Source organism: Bacillus cereus group sp. BfR-BA-01356, assembly GCF_022663635.1.
Taxonomy (GTDB): Bacteria; Bacillota; Bacilli; order Bacillales; family Bacillaceae_G; genus Bacillus_A; species Bacillus_A cereus.
Window position 1 is genome coordinate 1 of record NZ_JAKUFX010000277.1, and the last position, 1058, is coordinate 1058.

Consider the following 1058-nt stretch of genomic DNA (forward strand, 5'->3'; position numbering starts at 1 on the left):
TTATCTAGAAATATCTTGAGACGTCCAAGTATTTTCTTTATTACTGGACTCTTATTAGAGAGTAAAACTAAGCCTGAGATAGGGCTTAAATATTAATATACGAGGGGAATGTCTTATGACAACATATACGAGTGAAATGAGAAAAACTTTAGTTTCAGAAGAAGATGTAGATATTTTAAAAATTATGGCGCATCCAATCCGACTGCAAATTGTAAATGAATTAAGTACGAGAAAAACTTGTAATGTAACACAATTAACAGAGTTACTGAATATTCCGCAATCTACTGTTTCACAACATCTATCAAAAATGAAGGGTAAAGTGTTACGAGCAGAGAGAAGAGGTTTAGAAATTTATTATCATATTAACAATTTAAAAGCGAGTAAGATTGTTAATGTTTTAGGGTATATAAACTAGTGAAATATTTTTATATAAAATAGCCCCTGCTGTTGAGCAGGGGCTATTTTGTGTTGTTTTATGTATTTGTATTTAAAACTTTATAGTTTTTATGATTTACAATTGTTCGATCAAATTCAAAAGTACCACCGCTTACATTTGTAATTTCAACTAAGACCGATTCAGTATAAAGTTTTAATACAGATCCTGTAATCTTTAAATTATTTCGTTGAAAAAGTATAGTATCCCCTACGTTTGCTTTCATAGTACCTCCTCATTAAAGACAGAAATATTTTTTTATTATATATATTAAACCACGGATAGATATATTAGTGAATATTTAGTTTTATTTATTGGAAAAAAATTTGTTCTCTAATTGAAGAGTATAAAGTATTCCTATGTTAAAAGTTATATTTTATTTAAGTTTATCCCGCTATTTGCTGGGCAGTAAGACCCCCGCCTCAAAATTCAGTGGAAGCAAAGAAGTTAGGCGAGGGCTGATTAAAGTTTCACTGTATTATAAGCAAAGTAAATTGTTTTCAGCATTAGCGAAACTGTAAATGTCAAGATAAACATGTACATTTTCGCTTGTTTAAGCATGTACAAAATCAATCATTTTCTTTGCTAAAATGATCTTTAATTCGATAGGATTGTCCTACAATAC

2 protein-coding genes are annotated in these 1058 nt (G+C 29.5%); one reads left to right on the top strand and one right to left on the bottom strand.

Translation table 11 applies throughout. The features are described from left to right. The first annotated feature begins 115 nt into the window (after window positions 1-115). A complete protein-coding gene (locus MR168_RS32970; RefSeq protein WP_000214801.1) occupies window positions 116-415 on the top strand; it encodes an ArsR/SmtB family transcription factor in 300 nt (99 codons plus the stop codon). Window positions 416-473: 58 nt separating this feature from the next. Here MR168_RS32970 and MR168_RS32975 read toward each other — a convergent pair whose 3' ends face one another. Continuing rightward, window positions 474-659 (bottom strand): YkvS family protein, encoded by a 186-nt coding sequence (locus MR168_RS32975; protein WP_000646793.1) that lies wholly within the window; start codon window positions 657-659, stop codon window positions 474-476. Window positions 660-1058: the final 399 nt, after the last annotated feature.